This window comes from Pseudomonas sp. FEMGT703P, from assembly GCF_002786345.1.
GTDB lineage: Bacteria > Pseudomonadota > Gammaproteobacteria > Pseudomonadales > Pseudomonadaceae > Aquipseudomonas > Aquipseudomonas peli.
Genome location: NZ_PGCM01000005.1, coordinates 820,969 through 837,402, shown reverse-complemented (window position 1 = coordinate 837,402; position 16,434 = coordinate 820,969). Strand labels below are relative to the sequence as shown.

The 16,434-nt window shown below is 60.1% G+C and carries 15 protein-coding genes; 3 read left to right on the top strand and 12 right to left on the bottom strand.

Annotated elements, in window-relative coordinates; translation table 11 throughout:
• Nucleotides 1–4: 4 nt before the first annotated feature.
• The 3 genes from CUR33_RS07705 to prfB all read right to left on the bottom strand — a co-directional run bounded on the left by CUR33_RS07705 (nt 5) and on the right by prfB (nt 3,505).
• On the bottom strand, nt 5–718 hold the full coding sequence (locus CUR33_RS07705) for a TetR/AcrR family transcriptional regulator (protein ID WP_167141924.1): 714 nt from the start codon (nt 716–718) through the stop codon (nt 5–7).
• Between the two features lie 127 nt (nt 719–845).
• A complete protein-coding gene (gene lysS, locus CUR33_RS07700) occupies nt 846–2,348 on the bottom strand; it encodes a lysine--tRNA ligase (protein ID WP_090251173.1) in 1,503 nt (500 codons plus the stop codon).
• Between the two features lie 61 nt (nt 2,349–2,409).
• Nucleotides 2,410–3,505 (bottom strand): peptide chain release factor 2 gene (gene prfB / locus CUR33_RS07695; protein ID WP_160085219.1). Its coding sequence is split into 2 segments (ribosomal slippage): nt 2,410–3,432 and nt 3,434–3,505, totalling 1,095 coding nucleotides; the frame shifts between segments, so codons are not numbered across the junction.
• A gap of 170 nt (nt 3,506–3,675) precedes the next feature.
• Here prfB and CUR33_RS07690 point away from each other — a divergent pair.
• Nucleotides 3,676–5,313, top strand: coding sequence for a diguanylate cyclase domain-containing protein (locus CUR33_RS07690; protein ID WP_289239207.1), 1,638 nt, complete (start codon nt 3,676–3,678; stop codon nt 5,311–5,313).
• Nucleotides 5,314–5,316: 3 nt separating this feature from the next.
• Here CUR33_RS07690 and CUR33_RS07685 read toward each other — a convergent pair whose 3' ends face one another.
• Complete coding sequence (locus tag CUR33_RS07685; protein ID WP_289239206.1) at nt 5,317–6,111, bottom strand: hypothetical protein; 795 nt, start codon at nt 6,109–6,111, stop codon at nt 5,317–5,319.
• Between the two features lie 91 nt (nt 6,112–6,202).
• Entirely contained in the window at nt 6,203–6,949 is a 747-nt protein-coding gene (locus CUR33_RS07680; RefSeq protein WP_289239205.1) for a tellurite resistance TerB family protein, read from the bottom strand.
• A 289-nt stretch (nt 6,950–7,238) separates the two neighbouring features.
• On the opposite strand from CUR33_RS07680, the gene CUR33_RS07675 reads away from it, so the two are divergent.
• On the top strand, nt 7,239–7,910 hold the full coding sequence (locus CUR33_RS07675) for a transglutaminase-like cysteine peptidase (protein WP_289239204.1): 672 nt from the start codon (nt 7,239–7,241) through the stop codon (nt 7,908–7,910).
• Nucleotides 7,911–7,914: 4 nt separating this feature from the next.
• Here CUR33_RS07675 and recJ read toward each other — a convergent pair whose 3' ends face one another.
• From recJ to CUR33_RS07660, 3 genes are all read right to left on the bottom strand, one after another.
• On the bottom strand, nt 7,915–9,627 hold the full coding sequence (gene recJ / locus CUR33_RS07670; protein WP_289239203.1) for a single-stranded-DNA-specific exonuclease RecJ: 1,713 nt from the start codon (nt 9,625–9,627) through the stop codon (nt 7,915–7,917).
• A gap of 217 nt (nt 9,628–9,844) precedes the next feature.
• Nucleotides 9,845–10,384, bottom strand: a complete 540-nt coding sequence (locus tag CUR33_RS07665) for a YaeQ family protein (protein ID WP_160085224.1) — start codon at nt 10,382–10,384, stop codon at nt 9,845–9,847.
• A 94-nt stretch (nt 10,385–10,478) separates the two neighbouring features.
• Nucleotides 10,479–11,042, bottom strand: a complete 564-nt coding sequence (locus tag CUR33_RS07660) for a rhomboid family intramembrane serine protease (RefSeq protein ID WP_090248553.1) — start codon at nt 11,040–11,042, stop codon at nt 10,479–10,481.
• 259 nt (nt 11,043–11,301) lie between these two features.
• On the opposite strand from CUR33_RS07660, the gene CUR33_RS07655 reads away from it, so the two are divergent.
• Nucleotides 11,302–12,501 (top strand): CaiB/BaiF CoA transferase family protein, encoded by a 1,200-nt coding sequence (locus CUR33_RS07655; RefSeq protein ID WP_289239202.1) that lies wholly within the window; start codon nt 11,302–11,304, stop codon nt 12,499–12,501.
• Between the two features lie 23 nt (nt 12,502–12,524).
• Here CUR33_RS07655 and CUR33_RS07650 read toward each other — a convergent pair whose 3' ends face one another.
• The 4 genes from CUR33_RS07650 to CUR33_RS07635 form a co-directional block, all read right to left on the bottom strand.
• Nucleotides 12,525–13,259, bottom strand: coding sequence for a substrate-binding periplasmic protein (locus CUR33_RS07650; RefSeq protein WP_289239201.1), 735 nt, complete (start codon nt 13,257–13,259; stop codon nt 12,525–12,527).
• 31 nt (nt 13,260–13,290) lie between these two features.
• The gene (locus CUR33_RS20615) at nt 13,291–13,551 is read right to left on the bottom strand and encodes a ribosomal protein L7/L12 (protein ID WP_218585074.1); all 261 of its coding nucleotides are present in this window, start codon (nt 13,549–13,551) and stop codon (nt 13,291–13,293) included.
• Nucleotides 13,552–13,640: 89 nt separating this feature from the next.
• Nucleotides 13,641–15,050: a threonine synthase gene (thrC, locus tag CUR33_RS07640; RefSeq protein WP_289239200.1), complete on the bottom strand. Its 1,410-nt coding sequence runs from the start codon at nt 15,048–15,050 to the stop codon at nt 13,641–13,643.
• Nucleotides 15,051–15,115: 65 nt separating this feature from the next.
• The gene (locus tag CUR33_RS07635) at nt 15,116–16,420 is read right to left on the bottom strand and encodes a homoserine dehydrogenase (protein WP_090248560.1); all 1,305 of its coding nucleotides are present in this window, start codon (nt 16,418–16,420) and stop codon (nt 15,116–15,118) included.
• Between the last annotated feature and the right edge of the window lie 14 nt (nt 16,421–16,434).

The window sequence follows — 16,434 nt, the reverse complement described above, 5'->3', positions numbered from 1 at the left end:
CAGGTTACAAGCCCAGTACCAGATGCATATAACGTTTAAGCATGGCCAACATCTCTTCACTGTCTAGATGATCAACGCCATCAAGCAGGCCCTGATACTCCATGCGCACAATAATCGCCGTCAAGAGCTTGGCATCCTGCTCTGCTTGTTGTGAGCCCAGTACTTCAAAGAAGTGCGTCACGCCCTGCAGCAGAATCTGCCGATGGGCCCGCAACAGTTCATGCAGGCGTGGGTTAAGCAAGGCCTCCTGCTGAAAGGCCTGCTCGGCCAGCAGGTGCTCACGACGGGTCAGCAATTGCTGACGCACGTACTCCACCGCCAACCGGGCGATTTCATTGGCCAGACGCCGGCGCGCCTCGGCACTGCCATCCAGACGGTTGACCTGCTCACGCAACAACCCTTCGGTACTGCTCCAGAACTGGCCCATATGCGCCGCACTGCGCTCGACGAACTGGGCGAAGGTGTCGGTGATCAGGTCATTGATGTCTTTGAAGTAATAGGTAGTCGCCGACAGCGGCACTTCGGCCTCGGCGGCCACCGCGCGGTGGCGTACGGCACGCACGCCTTCACGCACGATAATACGCATGGCGGCATCGAGAATGGCCTGGCGGCGCTGTTCACTGCCCTGTCGGCTGGCTTTGCGGCCTTGGTATTGCACGCTCTCGGCGACGGCGTTGGCCACCAGGGTGGCGCTTTCTTGGGCAGGCTTGGCTGTCACAGCAAGACGATCCTCTGTCGTTTATTCAAGATTACTAATGACTTAGTCAGTAAATCTCAAAAATAATCCATCTGCAGACAATAAAAAGCCAGGCAATAAAAAGCCGCCCGGAGGCGGCTTAGCAACATCAGGCCTGCGGGCGCATATGCGGGAACAGGATCACGTCGCGAATCGACGGTGAATTGGTCAGCAGCATCACCAGACGGTCGATACCAATACCCTCGCCAGCGGTCGGCGGCATGCCGTACTCCAGGGCGCGGACGAAGTCGGCGTCGTAGTGCATGGCTTCGTCGTCGCCGGCGTCCTTGTCGGCCACTTGCTGCATAAAGCGCGCAGCCTGATCTTCGGCATCGTTGAGCTCGGAGTAGGCGTTGGCGATCTCGCGGCCACCGATAAACAGCTCGAAGCGGTCGGTAACGCTCGGATCATCATCACTGCGACGGGCCAGCGGCGACACTTCAAACGGGTAGCGCGTAATGAAGTGCGGCTGCTCCAGCTTGTGCTCGACCAGCTCTTCGAAAATCATCACCTGCAGTTTGCCCAGACCTTCAAAACCCAGCACCTTGGCGCCGGCCTTCTTGGCGATGGCACGGGCCTTGTCGATGTCGGTCAGGTCCGCAGCAGTCAGCTCAGGGTTGTACTTGAGGATCGAGTCGAACACCGACAGACGCACGAACGGCTCGCCGAAGTGGAACACTTTGTCGCCATAAGGCACGTCGGTGGTGCCGAGTACCAGCTGAGCCAGCTCGCGGAACAGTTCCTCGGTCAGGTCCATGTTGTCTTCGTAGTCGGCGTAAGCCTGGTAGAACTCGAGCATGGTGAATTCAGGGTTGTGACGAGTCGAGACACCTTCGTTACGGAAGTTGCGGTTGATCTCGAACACCTTCTCGAAACCACCCACCACCAGACGCTTGAGGTAAAGCTCCGGCGCGATACGCAGGAACATCTGCATATCCAGGGCGTTGTGATGCGTCTCGAACGGCTTGGCCGCTGCGCCACCTGGGATGGTCTGCAGCATCGGCGTTTCCACTTCAAGGAAGTCGCGCTTCATCAGAAAGCTGCGGATATGCGCGATAACCTGCGAGCGAACGCGGAAGGTCTGGCGCACGTCTTCGTTGACGATCAGGTCAACGTAGCGCTGACGGTAGCGCTGCTCGGTATCGCTCAGGCCATGGTGCTTGTCCGGCAGCGGACGCAGCGACTTGGTCAGCAGGCGCACGTCGGTCATTTCCACGTACAGGTCGCCCTTGCCGGAACGGGCCAAAGTGCCAACCGCGGAGATGATGTCGCCCATGTCCCAGGTTTTCACCGCGGCCAGGGTTTCTTCCGACAGGGTCTTGCGGTTGACGTAGACCTGGATGCGCCCGGTCATGTCTTGAATCACCATGAACGAGCCACGGTTGAGCATGATGCGCCCAGCCACTTTGACCGGAATGGCCGCCTCGGCCAGCTCTTCCTTGCTCGATTCGGCGTACCGTTTCTGCAGATCGGCGCAGTAGTTGTCACGGCGGAAATCATTTGGGAAGGCATTGCCCTGTTCACGGATAGCAGCAAGCTTTTCCTTGCGCTGGGCAACCAGCTTGTTTTCTTCCTGTTGCAGGTCGTGCTGGTCGAGTTGTTGGTCGCTCATGGTCATCGGTTTCCGTCACGGGTTCGTCACCTCCCCGCACAGGGGGAGGAACTGAAAGGTCTTACAGGCCCTGTTTCAGGCTGGCTTCGAGGTATTCGTCGATATCACCGTCGAGCACCTTGTCGCAATCGCTGCGTTCGATGTTGGTCCGCAGATCCTTGATCCGCGAAGCATCGAGCACGTAGGAGCGGATCTGGTGGCCCCAGCCAATATCCGACTTGGTCTCTTCCAGCGCCTGGGAGGCAGCGTTGCGCTTCTGCACTTCCTGCTCGTACAAGCGCGCACGCAACATCTTCATTGCGGTGTCTTTGTTGGCATGCTGTGAGCGTTCATTCTGGCACGCCACCACGGTGTTGGTTGGTACGTGGGTGATACGTACCGCTGAGTCGGTGGTGTTTACGTGCTGACCACCGGCACCAGAGGAGCGGTAGGTGTCGATGCGCAGGTCAGCCGGGTTGATCTCGATCTCGATGTTGTCATCGATTTCCGGCGAGACGAACACCGCCGAGAACGAGGTGTGGCGACGGTTGCCAGAGTCGAACGGACTCTTACGCACCAAGCGGTGCACGCCGATCTCGGTACGCAGCCAGCCAAAGGCATACTCGCCCTTGATGTGCACGGTCGCGCCCTTGATGCCAGCGACTTCGCCGGCAGACAGTTCGACGATCTCGGCGCTGAAACCACGTTTGTCAGCCCAGCGCAGGTACATGCGCAATAGGATGTTGGCCCAGTCCTGCGCCTCGGTGCCGCCGGAGCCGGCCTGAATGTCGAGGTAGGCGTTGTTCATGTCCATGTCGCCGCTGAACATACGGCGGAATTCCAGCTTCTCGAGAATGCCGCGCAGGCGCTCGATTTCGCTGACGATATCGCTCACCGCACCTTCGTCGTTTTCTTCGACGGCCATATCGAGCAGGTCGCGCGAGTCGGCCAGACTGCCAGTAAGATCGTCGATAGTCTCGACGATCTGCGCCAGCATGGCGCGTTCGCGGCCCAGGTTCTGTGCGTATTCGGGGTTGTTCCAGACGTTAGCGTCTTCGAGTTCGCGGTTTACTTCGACCAGACGATCATGCTTGTGATCGTAGTCAAAGATACCCCCGAATAGTCTGGGTGCGCTCGGACAGGTCCTTGATGCTATTAAGGATCGGGTTGATTTCCATGGCTGGCAGCACTCGTAGGTCAAACTTTCGGAAAAGCCGGCGAGTATACCCCACTCGAATCCGCCCTTGCAGCCCGCAATTGGCGCTGGCGCACAGCCATGCAGACCAACGGCGCACTATACTCAAACTCATCTGTACACTGCCTACCCGCCCTCAGGAGCCGTCGTGCCATGACCTCATCGCACAGCCTGCGTAGCCGCTTCGCCATTCTGATCGCCCTGCTGGTCGCCAGCCTGAGCTGGTTGCTCGGCACCCTGATTGGCCATGACGCCAGCCAGCGCATCCGTGAGGAGGTGGGCCGCGACCTCGCCGAAGTCTCCTTCATGATGGTTGATCGCCTGGACCGTGACATGCAGAGCCGCGCCGCCATGCTGCAGGTGATCGGCAAACTGCGCGCCCTGCGCCAGCCAGACGATATTGTTGAAGTGCGCGTGTTGCTTGATCGCCTGCAAACCGAGTTCCCGAGCATCGCCTGGATCGGCTTTACCGATACCCAGGGCACGGTGCTGGCCTCAAGCGATGGCGTGCTTGAGGGCGCCAGCATCGGCCAGCGCCCCGTATTCCTCGAAGCACAGAAAAACGTATTTATCGGCGATGTGCATGAAGCCGTGCTGCTGGCCAAACTGCTGCCCAACCCAACCGGTGAGGCCATGAAATTCGTTGATATCAGCCTGCCGGTGTTTGCCACAGACGGCAGCCTGGTGGGCGTGTTGGCCTCGCACCTGTCCTGGTCGTGGGCTGACGAAGTGCGCCGGGCCATTCTCGAACCGATCCAGAAACGCCGTAATGTCGAGTTCTTTGTGATCGGCAAGGACCGCACGATCCTCCTGGCGCCTAAAGACATGATCGGCCAACGCCTGCACCTGCCCGCCCTTAACGAAGTGACGCAACGCGATGACTTGTGGGCCGTGCAGGAATGGCCGGACGGCAAGCAGTACCTCACCGGCCTGGCGCTGAGCCAAGGCCACATGGATTACAAGGGGCTGGGCTGGACAGTGATTGCCCGCCAACCGCTGGACGAAGCCTACGCCCCAGCGCGCGAAACCACGCTCTACATTCTGCTTTGGGGCAGCGTCCTGGCGCTGCTGTTTGCGCTATTGGGTTGGCTGATCACCGGCTACTTCACCCGCCCCTTGCGGCAGATCGCCGAGGCAGCGGACCGCCTCAGCGCCGGAGAAATCAGTGTGATACCGGAGCTGAAAAGCACCCGGGAGATCGAAGCACTCAGCAACTCGATCCGCCATTTGGTGGAGAGCCTGACTCACCAGCAAAACGCCCTCGGCGTCATGGAAAATCTCGCCCACCACGACGCACTCACCGGCCTGCCCAACCGCGTCGCCCTGGAAAGCTACCTGCCACGCGCCCAGCAACGCAGCCAAGCCGGCAGCAATTGCCTGGCGTTGTTCTACCTGGACCTGGATGGTTTCAAACCGATCAACGATCAGTTCGGCCATGCGGCGGGCGACCAACTGCTGCGTGAAGTGGCGGTGCGGCTGCGCAGCTGCCTGCGTGAGGGCGACCTGGTCGCGCGCCTGGGCGGTGATGAGTTCCTGATGGTGCTGTCAGTGCCCAGCAGCGAAGCGCTGCCACAGGCACAGCTGGTAGCCGAACGCACGCTGGCGGCACTAAGCGCGCCCGTTGACCTGGGCAACAACCAAGTCAAGGTTGGCTGCAGCATCGGTGGCGCGCTTTGGCCGTTGGACAGCAGCAACTTGGCCGAAGCCTTGGAGCTGGCCGACCAGGCGTTGTACCGGGCTAAACATGCGGGCAAGAACTGCGCGGTATTCCACGCAGCCTACAAACGCTGAGACTTATTTAGCGCGCAGACGCAGCAGCTGGTCCGCCATCTCGGCTGCATGGCGCTCGACCACCAGCGGCACCAGATTGTCGTTGTAACCCACCAGTCGCGAGTAGATAAACTTCCAGCGCGTAAGCGCCCGCTGCAAACGCTGTTGCTGCTCGCCGGTCAACTCAGTCGCCAGGGTGGCGAGTTCGGCATCGACCTGCTTGGCCAGCACGTCGATATCCTGATTCAGGTAATGCTGCTGTTGCTCGGGTAGGGTTTCGATATCACCGACATAAGCCCGTGCGGTGTAGCGCGCCGCCAGGTATTGCACCTTGGCCGGCAGGCTCTGCAAACGCAGATCCGCCGCTGACAATGGCTGCGCCAGGCCTTTCAGCAGTTGCTGCTCAAGCGCCTCCAAAGCCGCCACCAACTCGCGCTGGGCCTTGCTGTACTGGAAGTTGAATTCCCACGGCAGGTCCGGCTCGCTGGGGTTATAGGCCAGGGTCTGCTCGACCAGCGCTGTAAAGGCTGCCAATGGCGGCTGCAACTGCTCCATCGCCAAGCGCGCTGAGTCGGTCAGCGGCTGCGCCTGCAAGGTCGCCATACTTTCACGCAACTTGCCCAGGTCAGCCTGCACCTTGGCCGCCAGCTCGGCATGTCCGCCTTCACCACGATGGATAAACAGATCAGTACTGGCGCGAAACACCTGTACCTGCGCCAGCTGCACTTGAGTCAGCGCCACATCAGGCGCGGAATGCACGATTGCGCTGAAAAGAACCAGCGCCAGACTCAGCAGGCAATTCGTGTAGGTGCGGCGCATCGGGCGTCCATCCATAGCAAGGAAAGGCGCCGATTATAGGCAGGCCGCCGGCTAGCAGCCAGAACCCTGGGCAGATGGCCGCTACGCGCTATTAGCCCGCCACCAGCTCCTGACGCACCTGAGCCTCAAGTTCGGCCTTTAGCGCCGGATCCAATTTGAGCTGACGAGCCAGCTCTTCCAGGTAGGCGCGCTCCATAAAGTGCTCTTCATCGACCATCAACACGCTGGCTATGTACATTTCAGCGGCCATTTCCGGCGTGCTGGCCGCGCGGGCGATTTCGGCGGGGTCCAGTGGCTTGTTCAATTCGGCCTGCAGCCAATGCTGCAGCTCGGCGTCGCCGGTGAGCTTGACCAGCTCGCCTTCGATCAACTCCCGCTCGCGGGCGTCGACATGACCATCGGCTTTGGCTGCGCCCACCAGCGCCTTGAGAATGGCCTGGCTGTGAATCTCGGCCTGTGGTGCCGGCAAGCGGTCCAGGGTTTGCGGCTCAGCCTGTGGCGCATTGGCTTGCTGCGCCTGCCAGTTGCTGTAGGCCTTGTAGGCAACCACACCAAGCGCGGCCAGGCCACCATAGGTCAGCGCCTTGCCGCCCATTTTGCGCGCACTCTTGTTGCCCAGCAGCATGCCAAGCGCGCCAGCGGCCAACGCGCCACCGCCCGCGCCTTTGAGCAGAGTGCCGAGATCACCGCCCTGGCCACTTTTACCGGCGCCGCCGAGCAAGCCGCCCAAAGCGCCGCCTAGGCCACCCGCTGAACCGCCTTTGCCACCGGCGGATTTCTGTTGCATCAGGTCCTGGCCGGATTTCAACAACTGATCAAGCAAGCCACGGGTAATCATCAAGCGCTCTCCCTAAAAATGGTTGTGCAAGCACACAGACCGATTCTAGAGACGGAGGTTTCTCGCCACCTAACGCCAGAGTGCTTCGAAAGATTGCCAACGGACGTGAAAGCCATGAAAACCGGCTATTCGTCGGCTTTCTGCCGGTTACAGGACTGCAAATATGTCAAATAGTGGTCACCATCACATTCTGCCGATGGTCGATCTATATTTGACGCCGATAGGATGACGGACATAAACCTCGCAACGGCAAAAGGCTATCAAGAGCCGACGCCGGAGACTTCGCGCCATGCACCCACGCGCCAATCGCCCCGCTCACCGCCTGCTGCGCAGCCTGCTTGCCAGTTGCTGGCTATTCAGCCCGGTGCTGGTGGCCGATGCGACGACCACCCAGCATAGCGCCCTGGCTACGGTTCTCAGCGATACGCGCCTGGCCAGTTGGCTCAACCTGCTCGACAACTCCGCTGGCGACGACGAGCGCGCACAGTTGGAGCGGGTCAACCACTTCATCAACCGTTCAGTCAGTTTTGTCAGTGACCAGCAGGCCTGGGGAGCCGACGATTACTGGGCCACGCCGGCGCAAACACTCCGCCTGGGCAAAGGTGACTGCGAAGATTTCGCCATCGCCAAATACTTCAGCCTGGTGCGTATGGGCGTGCCGAGCGACAAACTGCGCCTGACCTTCGTCAAGGCGCTCAAGCAGAACCAAGCGCATATGGTGCTGGCCTATTACCCCAGCGCCAGCGAACAACCGCTGATTCTCGACAACCTCGACCCACGCATCCGCCCGGCCAGTGAGCGTGGCGATCTGCTGCCGGTGTATTCCTTTAATAACCACGGCGTGTTTCTGGCCAAGTCGCCGCAGCGCGTCAGCCAGCCTCCGGAGTTTCTCGCCCGCTGGAATCAGCTGAGCGAACGCGCGCTAGCCGATGGCTCAGCCGCGCCCGCACCGCAGAGCTAGCCAATCAGCGCGGGCTGATATGGGCGATCAGCAACTGCACACTTTCTTGCCCACGGTATTCATTGACGTCCAGCTTGTAGGCCAACTCAACCCAGCGCACGGTCGGGTTCGGCCAGATTTCGCGATCCACACCAAAGGCGATGCCATCGAGCTGCACGCTGCCGCATTCGCTTTTCAGCACCACTTTGAGGTGCCGCTCCCCCACCACGCGCTGCTGCACCAGCTGAAATACGCCATGAAACAGCGGCTCAGGGAAATGCTGTCCCCAGGGCCCGGCATTGCGCAGCTCCTTGGCCAGCGGCAGGTGGAACTCTTCAATGGACAAGGCGCCATCGGACAGCAAACGCCCGGTCAGATCGTCTTCACACAGCTGGCGGCGAACTTCAGCATCGAAGGCGGCGGCGAAGGCGGCAAAATTCGCCTGCGGCAGTGACAACCCGGCCGCCATGGCGTGCCCGCCAAACTTGCTGATCAGCTCAGGGTGTTTGGCGGCCACGGCATCCAGCGCATCGCGGATATGAAAGCCCGGCACCGAACGCGCCGAGCCTTTCAGCACGCCGTCACCCGCATCGGCAAAAGCGATGGTCGGGCGGTGATATCGCTCTTTCATCCGCGAGGCGAGGATGCCGATTACCCCCTGATGCCAATCCGCCTCGAACAGGCACAAACCAAAGGGCATGTCTTCCAACGGCAAGTCCTTGAGCTGGGCCAAAGCCTCGCGCTGCATGCCCTGCTCGATGGCCTTACGATCCTGATTAAGCTGATCGAGCTGCACGGCCATATCGCGGGCCAGCGCTTCGTCTTCACAAAGCAGGCATTCGATGCCCAGCGCCATATCATCCAACCGCCCGGCCGCATTCAGCCGTGGGCCGAGGATAAAACCCAGGTCCGTGGAGGTGATGCGCCGATGATCACGCCCCGCCACTTCGAGAATCGCACGCAAACCCGGCCGCGCACGGCCGGCACGAATCCGTGCGAGGCCCTGATGCACCAGAATGCGATTATTGGCATCCAGCGGCACCACGTCGGCGACGCTACCCAGAGCCACCAGATCAAGCAGCTCGCCCAGGTTCGGCTCTGGACGCTGAGCAGTGAACCAACCTGTTTCTCGCAGCTGCGCACGCAGCGCTAGCAGCACATAGAACATCACGCCAACGCCGGCCAGTGCCTTGCTGGGGAACGCACAGCCCGGCTGGTTGGGATTGACGATGGCATCCGCCGCCGGCAACTCGGCACCGGGCAGGTGGTGATCGGTAACGAGCACGGTCAGCCCCGCGGCCTTAGCTGCGGCCACGCCTTCGACGCTGGAAATACCGTTATCCACGGTAATCAGCAATTGCGGCTCGCGTTCGAGTGCGACCGCGACGATTTCCGGCGTAAGTCCGTAGCCGTACTCAAAGCGATTGGGCACCAGGTAATCGACATGCGCTGCGCCGAGCATGCGCAGCCCCAGCACACCGACGGTGCTGGCAGTGGCACCATCGGCATCGAAGTCGCCGACGATCAGCATGCGCTGGCCTTGCTGCAGCCCTAGCACCAGCAAATCGACTGCCGTGTCCATGCCTTTAAGCTGCTGGTAGGGAATCAACCGCGCCAGGCCTTTATCCAGTTCGGCGACAGACTGAACGCCGCGAGCGGCATAGAGGCGGGTCAACAACGGCGGTAGAGCGCCCAGATCAGGCAGGGTTGCGGGCAGCGGGCGGGACTCGATACGCATGGTTATTCTTTGCCATGTAGGGCGGGTGCAACCCGCCGAAATCAAAACGGGGCGGGTGCTGCCCGCACTACGACTAGCTGTAAATGAGCACTACTCGCTTCGCTCGCCCTTCGGGCCGCGCTAAAGCGCGTTAGCCGCAAGCGGCTTCCGACCGGGCTGGCGCACCAGCCTGTTTTTACGCAGCAGGGCCGACGCGCAGCAGATCGCAAATAGGTTCTTAGCGCTCGCCAGCCAACCACTCAATGGGCAGCTCATGCTGGCCACGCTCATCGGTGACGAACAGCTCGCCGTCGCTGATCATTACGCTCCAGTTCAGCGAGCGCGGCATATCCAGCGCCAGCTTGGCCAAGGCTTCCTGGTCGAGGGCGACGACGTTGATATTTTTCAGGCTGCGCACCGGGTCGAGCGCCTTGGTCTGCCAAACGCGCAGGTTGCCGTAGGCCACTAGGCTGAATTTTTCGGTACGCCGCGAGCACCAGGTGATGCGGTCGCTGTCTGGCTGGCCAACTTCGATCCAGTGCAGCACACGGTCATCCAGGCTCTTTTCCCACAACGCCGGCTCATCCACATCCGACAGGCCGCGACCGAACGCCAGCTGCTCGTGATAGAACAGGCAATAGGCCACGAGCCGCGCTGCCAGGCGTTCTTCGGTTTCCGAAGGGTGCTTGGCAACGGTGAAACGCAGGTTTTCATAGACACTGCGGTCCATGTCGGTGAGGTTCAGCTCGATTTTGTAAGTGGTAGACGGCAGGGCCATGGACGGGGCTTCTTGACTGGTCGAATAAGCCGGCAAGTCTACCGCAAAGGCAGCCACGCCACGAACCCGAGCGCTCGGTGGAACAGAGCCCCATTCAACCGCCCTGCTGTCGCCGCCGCGGGGCATAGCGCCAGGCTGCGTAGAGTGCACCGCAAAGAGCGCCCGCCAGATGATATTCGAAGGAAATACCCTGCTGCGGCAAAAGACCGAATACCCAGCCACCATTCAACAGCAACACCAGGACCGCCAGCAGAAGATCCAGCCAACTACTGCGAAACCAGGCACGCGCCAGCAATAACGACCAAAGCCCGAACAGCCAGCCGCTGGCTCCGACATGGATACCCTCGCGGCCGAACACCCAGACCAACAAGCCACTGCCGAGCAGTATCACCACACTTGCCTTGATAAAGTCGCGCCGCGATTCAAGTAGCGCCAGCAGACCAAGCACCAGCAGCCCGCTGAGATTGCTCAACAGATGCGCCCAGCCGCCATGCAACCAGGGTGCGAAGATAATGCCCGGCAAGGATTCGACCCGCCGCGGGATCACCCCCCAGATATTCAGGCTGTAACCGCTCAGGCTGTTACCCACCTGTAACAGCAGCATCAGCAAGGCGATACCCAGCAGCAACTGCAGACGCACCAGCAACCAGGTTTTCATGGACGCTCACCACTCATACAACCCAGCTGCGGCGGGGTGAAGAGGTGCTTATGCAGGCAGGGTTCGACAGTCATCATCGTATTTATCGCACTTATCAGGGTGGTGAGCCGTTATGCCGGATATCCGCAGGGCTTGCCAGAGGGGAAATTGCGCCGGATTGACCACTGCAACTGGCACCCGTCCAGCAACAGCCTGGAGCGATAGCCCAACTGCGCACAATGCAATAGGCTTAGCCGCGCCCCACAGCCCAGGAGACAGCATGTCCTTGCCCAACAAACCCCTCGCCGGCCTGAAAGTGATTGAGCTCGGCACCCTGATCGCCGGCCCGTTTGCTTCGCGCATCTGCGCCGAGTTTGGTGCCGAGGTGATTAAGGTGGAATCACCCGATGGCGGTGACCCGTTGCGCAAGTGGCGCAAGCTGTACGAGGGCACGTCGCTGTGGTGGTTTGTGCAGGCGCGCAACAAGCAGTCAATCACCCTCAACCTCAAGCACGAGGCCGGACGTGAGGTACTGAAGAAGCTGCTTGCTGACGCGGATATTCTGATTGAGAACTTTCGCCCCGGCGTATTGGAAAAGCTTGGCCTGGGCTGGGACGTGCTGCATGCACTGAACCCACAACTGGTGATGGTGCGCCTGTCCGGCTTCGGTCAAACCGGGCCCATGAAAGATCAACCGGGTTTCGGCGCAGTGGGTGAGTCCATGGGCGGGCTGCGCTACATCACCGGCTTCGAGGATCGCCCACCAGTGCGCACAGGCATCAGCATTGGTGATTCGATTGCCGCGCTGTGGGGCGTGATCGGCGCACTGATGGCGCTGCGCCACCGCGAAGTGAACGGCGGTAGCGGCCAGGTGGTGGACGTGGCGCTTTATGAGGCGATCTTCGCCATGATGGAGTCCATGGTGCCGGAGTTCGATGTGTTCGGTTTTATCCGCGAGCGCACCGGCAACATTATGCCCGGCATCACGCCCTCCTCCATCCATACCAGCAGCGACGGCAAACATATCCAGATCGGCGCCAACGGCGATGCGATCTTCAAGCGCTTTATGCAGGCCATCGGCCGCCAGGACCTGACAGACGACGTGACGCTGGCTAGCAATGACGGCCGCGATGCGAGACGCGACGAGATTTATGGCGTGATCGACCGCTGGGTCGGCTCGCTGCCGTTTGAGCAGGTACTGGCCACGCTGAACCAAGCCGAAGTGCCGGCCAGCCGCATTTTCAGCGCTGAGGACATGTTCCACGACCCGCAGTTTCTCGCCCGAGAAATGCTCCTGTCGGCCAAGCTGCCAGACGGCAAAGCCTTCAAAATGCCCGGCATCGTACCCAAACTGAGCGACACACCAGGCGAGGTAAACTGGGTCGGTCCGGAACTGGGCGAGCACAATGAACAGGTGCTGAGTCGGTTAGGTTACAGCGGTGTACGGATTGCGGGTTTACGCCGCGACGGTGTCATCTAATCAGCCATTGCATGTGCGCGCAGTTAGAGATGAATGCCATACCTGGCATAGATCGCGTCAATTACACCGCGCTGCTTGAGCGTCAGAATGGCTGCATCAAGCTTGCCGACCCAGGCCTCATGGCGCGGCTGAACACGCATGCTGATATCAAAAGAACTCATCACATCGCCAATCTCGAGATTCCGGTACTCAGGGATCTTTGCCAGGCTGTATTGCGCAATCGCCTTATTGACCACAATTTGATCGAAACGCGATTTAGCCAGCATCTCCAGCAATTGCGCTTCATTCAGTGCATTGCGCCGATCCAGCAGCCCCTCATCAATCAACGCACGCAGGTCTGGGTAGGCATACCCACGCACTAACCCAACTGACTTACCGCGCAAATCCTCAGGTCGCGCCACCGGGAAGGCCTTGCCTGGGGCAAATACCATGACATCGACGACCTTGCCAAACGGTACCGAAAATACCCCAGGCGTCGACTGCCCCTGCACCCACCCTGGATAAACACCCGGCTCGATATCCAGTTGCCCGCCATTAAACAACAGGCCAAGGCGCGGATAGGGGTAGTACTGCACGTTGAAGGTATCGCCCGTCAGCTTGCCCAACTCATCGAAAATATCCTGATAGATGCCGGTCTTATCCTGCTCGATCATCATCGGCGGGTAGTTATAAAAACCAACATCAAAACTAGCGGCATGGACACCAGCCAGAGGAAAGAAACCGCACAGCAGCACAACCGCTTTGATCAACCCCTTCACCCGACTACCTCTACTGCACAACACACTGCCGCTAAAACGCGCCAAACCACCAGGCCACTGCAGCACCCAGCACGAGCAAACCCAGCCACCAGACGATACCGCCATGCCCGCCCGACTGCACCACCGATACACCTGCCCTCTGTCGATCCGTTCCGCAGCCCTCGACTAAATCCTTGGCCTCTTTCAAGCCCAGCCCCCTGAGCTCGCGCAGCAGTTTGATCGCCTCGATTTTCTGCCCACGCTCAAGCGCCGCCACTACCTGCGCGGGTAAATCCTGATCAGACTCAGCCATCGCACATCCCTCTCCGGTAAGTAGCCAGAGCATAGCCACAAAAAAAGCCGGCCCCTTGCGGGTACCGGCTTTATTGACCAGCGCCGGGCTTACAGCGGCTTGCCGCGATTACCGTGCTGGGCCACAAAGCCCTGTACGGTTTTCAGGTCATTGGCCAGAACCGTGCAACGCTCTTCACGCTCGAACAGATCCGCCAGGTGCGCCGGCAAGGCAGGCGCCTGACCGACACCGGCCTTCTCAACGGCTTCCGGGAATTTCACCGGGTGTGCGGTACCGAGGATGACCATCGGCGTCGCCAGGCTGCGACGGCACTCACGCGCAGCACGCACGCCAATGGCCGTGTGCGGATCAAGCAGCTCGCCACACTCGTTAAACACCTCGGTGATGGTTTCGCAGGTCTGCGCATCATCCACCGCGAGGGAGTCGAACAGCTTGCGTGCTTCGGTCCAGCGATCCTGATCAACACTGAAACCGCCGCCCTGTTTGAAGGTGGCCATCAGCTCGGCGATTGCCGCACCGTTACGACCGTGCAGGTCAAACAACAGACGCTCGAAGTTCGACGACACCATGATATCCATGGACGGCGACAGGGTCGGATGCAAGGTGTCTTTCACATACTGATTGCCGCTCATAAAGCGGTGCAGAATGTCGTTACGGTTGGTCGCGACGATCAGCTGGCTGATCGGCAGGCCCATGTTGCGCGCCAGGTAGCCGGCGAAGATGTCACCGAAGTTACCAGTCGGTACCGAGAACGCGATGGAACGCGCCGGACCACCAAGCTGCAGGGCTGCGTGGAAGTAGTAAACGATCTGGGCCATGATCCGCGCCCAGTTGATCGAGTTCACCGCGACCAGACGGGTGCCTTTGAGGAAACCCTGATCAGCGAAGCTGTCCTTGACCATTTCCTGGCAGTCATCGAAGTTGCCTTCGATGGCGATGTTATGGATGTTGTCGCCGAGGATGGTGGTCATCTGCCGGCGCTGCACCTCGGACACACGGTTGTACGGGTGCATGATGAAGATGTCGACGTTATCGCAGGCCTTGCAGCCTTCGATGGCCGCAGAGCCGGTATCACCGGAAGTGGCGCCCATGATCACTACGCGCTCATTGCGCTTGGCCAGCACGTAATCGAGCAGACGACCGAGCAGCTGCAGGGCGAAATCCTTGAACGCTAGGGTGGGGCCGTGAAACAACTCCAGCACCCACTCGTTACCGTTCAGCTGACGCAGCGGCGCGACAGCGCCATGGGCAAACACGCCGTAGGTTTCTTCGAGGATCTTTTTAAAGTCGGCATCCGGAATGCTGCCAGTGACGAACGGGCGCATAACCCTGAAGGCCAGCTCGTGGTACGGCAGGCCGGCCCAGGAGGCGATTTCTTCCTGGGTGAAACGCGGCAGATTTTCCGGTACGTACAGGCCGCCATCGCTGGCCAAGCCGGCGAGCAGCACATCTTCGAAATTCAGGGCCGGTGCCTGGCCACGGGTACTGATATAGCGCATAGGGGCAAACCTTCGGTTAAATCTTCGAGAGCCACCGCAGCCCGGCTGCGGCGGCCAAAAGCGGATTAGTTCAGCTGCTCGACGCGGATACGCACAACGCTGCCGACCACATCAGTCAAGGCTTCAAGGGCGCTGATCGCCTCATTGATTTGTGCCTCTAGCACGCGATGGGTGACCAGGATCATCGGCACCAGACCGTCCTGCTCCTCGACTTCCTTCTGCATGATCGACTCGATATTGATCCCGCGTGCCGACAGGATGCTCGCCACCTGGGCCAGCACACCCGGATGATCCTTGGCCTGAATGCGCAGGTAATAAGCGCTCTCGCAAGCCTCAATCGGCAGTATCGGGTGATCGGACAGCGAGTCGGGCTGGAAGGCCAAGTGCGGCACGCGGTTGGTTGGATCGGCGGTCAGCGCACGGACTACGTCAACCAGATCAGCGATCACCGAAGACGCAGTCGGTTCCATACCAGCACCCGCGCCGTAGAACAGTGTGCTGCCGGCGGCATCACCATTGACCATTACGGCGTTCATCACGCCGTTGACGTTGGCGATCAGACGATCCGCCGGGATCAATGTCGGGTGTACGCGCAACTCGATACCAGCGTCGGTACGACGGGCAACGCCGAGGTGCTTGATGCGATAGCCCAGCGCTTCGGCGTAGTTCACGTCAGCGGTGGTCAGCTTGGTGATGCCTTCGGTGTAGGCCTTGTCAAACTGCAGCGGGATACCAAAGGCGATGGAAGCCAGGATGGTCAGCTTGTGTGCAGCATCGATGCCTTCAACGTCGAAGGTCGGATCAGCTTCGGCATAACCCAGCGCTTGCGCCTCAGCCAGCACGTCGTCAAAGGTACGACCCTTCTCGCGCATTTCGCTGAGGATAAAGTTGCCAGTACCGTTGATGATGCCGGCCAGCCAGTTGATACGGTTGGCTGCCAGGCCTTCGCGAATCGCCTTGATCACCGGGATACCGCCCGCAACAGCAGCTTCAAAGGCGACAATCACGCCCTTTTCACGCGCTTTGGCAAAGATTTCATTGCCGTGCACAGCGATCAGCGCCTTGTTGGCGGTAACCACGTGCTTGCCGTTTTCAATGGCTTTGAGCACCAGGTCCTTGGCCAAGGTGTAACCGCCGATCAGCTCGATAACGATATCGATCTCAGGGTTGTTCACCAGCTCAAACACATCATTGGTGATGCTAATACCGGTCGTGTCGTACTGCGGCTTGGGCGAGCGAATGGCAATCTGGGCAACTTCAATACCGCGCCCTGCGCGCCGGGTAATTTCCTCGGCATTTCGCTTGAGTACATTCAACGTACCGCCACCGACGGTACCCAGCCCACAGATGCCTACTTTCACCGGTTTCACACTGAACTCCCCAT

Bases quoted from the DNA above. Each gene is read 5' to 3' on its own strand.
- CUR33_RS07675 (WP_289239204.1), top strand. From the start codon at position 7,239: ATGCACCCACGCGCCAATCGCCCCGCTCACCGCCTGCTGCGCAGCCTG.
- CUR33_RS07660 (WP_090248553.1), bottom strand. From the start codon at position 11,042: ATGAAAACCTGGTTGCTGGTGCGTCTGCAGTTGCTGCTGGGTATCGCC.
- CUR33_RS07685 (WP_289239206.1), bottom strand. From the start codon at position 6,111: ATGCGCCGCACCTACACGAATTGCCTGCTGAGTCTGGCGCTGGTTCTT.
- lysS (WP_090251173.1), bottom strand. From the start codon at position 2,348: ATGAGCGACCAACAACTCGACCAGCACGACCTGCAACAGGAAGAAAAC.
- CUR33_RS07690 (WP_289239207.1), top strand. From the start codon at position 3,676: ATGACCTCATCGCACAGCCTGCGTAGCCGCTTCGCCATTCTGATCGCC.
- CUR33_RS07680 (WP_289239205.1), bottom strand. From the start codon at position 6,949: ATGATTACCCGTGGCTTGCTTGATCAGTTGTTGAAATCCGGCCAGGAC.
- CUR33_RS07665 (WP_160085224.1), bottom strand. From the start codon at position 10,384: ATGGCCCTGCCGTCTACCACTTACAAAATCGAGCTGAACCTCACCGAC.
- CUR33_RS20615 (WP_218585074.1), bottom strand. From the start codon at position 13,551: ATGGCTGAGTCTGATCAGGATTTACCCGCGCAGGTAGTGGCGGCGCTT.
- thrC (WP_289239200.1), bottom strand. From the start codon at position 15,050: ATGCGCTATATCAGTACCCGTGGCCAGGCACCGGCCCTGAATTTCGAA.
- recJ (WP_289239203.1), bottom strand. From the start codon at position 9,627: ATGCGTATCGAGTCCCGCCCGCTGCCCGCAACCCTGCCTGATCTGGGC.
- CUR33_RS07655 (WP_289239202.1), top strand. From the start codon at position 11,302: ATGTCCTTGCCCAACAAACCCCTCGCCGGCCTGAAAGTGATTGAGCTC.